2 protein-coding genes are annotated in these 2,107 nt (G+C 60.8%); both read left to right on the top strand.

Annotated elements, in window-relative coordinates:
* Positions 1–154 precede the first annotated feature (154 nt).
* Positions 155–934, top strand: coding sequence for an NAD-dependent epimerase/dehydratase family protein (locus AC1DVA_RS27915; protein WP_476808053.1), 780 nt, complete (start codon positions 155–157; stop codon positions 932–934).
* Positions 935–1,816: 882 nt separating this feature from the next.
* Entirely contained in the window at positions 1,817–1,990 is a 174-nt protein-coding gene (locus tag AC1DVA_RS27910; protein ID WP_476808052.1) for an Arm DNA-binding domain-containing protein, read from the top strand.
* Positions 1,991–2,107: the final 117 nt, after the last annotated feature.

Genomic DNA, 2,107 nt, shown 5'->3' with positions numbered 1-2,107 from the left:
CGGCTACACCGACTACCCGACCTACGAAGATGCGAAAGTCGCCTGAGCCCGTGCCGCCCCGACGCCGGCCAGGATCGGACCCAATGCAAGGACAAATCCAGTGAAGATTTTCGTTACCGGTGCGAGCGGGTATATCGGCGGAGCGGTCGCCACATTGCTCGCCTCCCAAGGCCATCAGGTGCGCGGTCTCGTGCGGAGCGCAAGCAAGGCGGACAGCGTCCTCGCCAAGGGCATCGTGCCCGTCCTCGGTACGCTCGACGATCCCGAGCAGCTTGCGGCCGAGGCGACAGCCGCGGATGCCGTGGTCAACGCTGCCGACAGAGACCATAGAGGCGCGGTCGAAGCCTTGCTCTCGGGCCTCGCCGGATCGGGCAAGCCTTTCATCCATACAAGCGGTACCAGCCTCGTCGGTGATGAGGCGATGGGCGAGCCTTCGGACGCCACCTTCACGGAGGAGACGCCGGTCAAGCCTGAGCCCGACAAGGAGCCTCGAGTCGCGCTCAACCAGTTGATCGTCGATGCGGCCCCCGGGGTGCGTTCGATCGTATTGTGCAACAGTCTGATCTATGGCCACACGTTCGGCCCGCCGGCACAGAGCGTGCAGATCCCGCCCCTCGTCGCACAGGCGAAGGAAAGCGGCATCCCCCGCTACATCGGGCGCGGGCTTAACGTCTGGTCGAACGTCCATATTGCCGACATGGCCGAGCTCTATGTCCTGGCGCTCGAAAGGCGCCGGCCGGCAGCTTCTACTATGTCGAGAATGGCGAGGCAGCCTTCGGTGACCTCGTCCGTGCGATCGGAAGTACACTCAAGCTCGCCCCGGCACAGTCTTGGTCGGCGCAGGAGGCAATCGCGAAATGGGGCCGGGAGCTTGCGGTCTTCGCGCTCGGCTCGAATAGCCGCGTCCGTGCCGCGAAGGCCCGCAAGGAGCTAGGCTGGAAGCCAAGGCACGGTTCGGTGATCGAGTGGATCGAGAACGATTTCGTGCGCGCCTGACCTCGCGATCACAACGAGCGACGCGTCCTCCGGCCTGCGAGCGCTCACACCCACGAGAAGCATAAGGTGACATAATACYTCGGCTCCCAAACTCCGCCTCTGAACGCCGGGCTGGCCGCAATTCAGGAACTCGACGCCGGCAGCCTCCAGCGCGATCTGGACCTTGCGGACAGCAAACTGGGATAGCCCTGACGCTCGCTTGCACCTCCTCAGCTCTCTTGCGGAAACAGCAGATAGAGGGGCACCTGCGGATGGCCACTGACGATTTCGACCGATCTGAAATAACCGCTTTGCGAGCTTTGATACTGGCCGTAGCAAAACGATTCGCAGCGTCAAAGCGTTCGCCGCATGATGAGTGCTAATTCTGCACTCCCAATCCCGCGGCGCGCTAAAAGCGATTTCCGCGAAGGACAAGGATTTCGACGCCGAAGAAGTCCTGGACGACATCTTTATGCGCGTGGATCACGTGCTTTCCCAGGTGAGCCAGCCACGGGGGCGTTCAGTGCGTAGGGACTGAAATCCGAATGCAGCCCTATAGAGCCGTTTCCGTCCGAACTGATTTGCGTTTACTGTTGGGGTATGTTGGGTACCGCGGCCAATGACGCCGCAGCCTCAACAAGATCAGCTATTTATACGAAAGCCTTGGTGGAGCTGAGGTCCACTGAATGTTTGTCCGTAGGTGATCGCGGTTATCCGTAAACGACCACAAAACCCCTAGATTCTAATGGCTTATTGTGTATTCGTTTCCGTAGCCCTTCGCTGCAGATCGCGGCGTGCCGTCTCAATCCGGCGCTCCAACTAGGGCCGGGACTAGGGCCGAATGGTACGAGTTATTGGCAAATTGAGCGCTAGGGCGGTTGCGGCCCTTAGCAAGCCTGGCCGTCATAGCGACGGCGGCGGCCTATACCTCTCGATCTCGACGGACGGAAGACGCCGCTGGGTCTTCTTCTTCGCGAAAGGTGGGAAGCAGAGAGAGATGGGCCTAGGTGTTTGATCCCAGGTTTTGATGGTGCGATCTTTTCCATCGGATGGAAGGAGGCACTATGGGCCAGGTTCTGCACGGGAGCGCCACAACGACGGAGGCGATCCGTCGAGCGATACAGCATAGTCA

It is taken from the genome of Allobosea sp. P4_C6 (genome assembly GCF_056402015.1).
Note: the sequence above shows the minus strand (reverse complement) of the source record. Positions and strands in the feature narration are given on the sequence as shown.

Bases quoted from the DNA above. Each gene is read 5' to 3' on its own strand.
- AC1DVA_RS27910 (WP_476808052.1), top strand. From the start codon at position 1,817: ATGGTACGAGTTATTGGCAAATTGAGCGCTAGGGCGGTTGCGGCCCTT.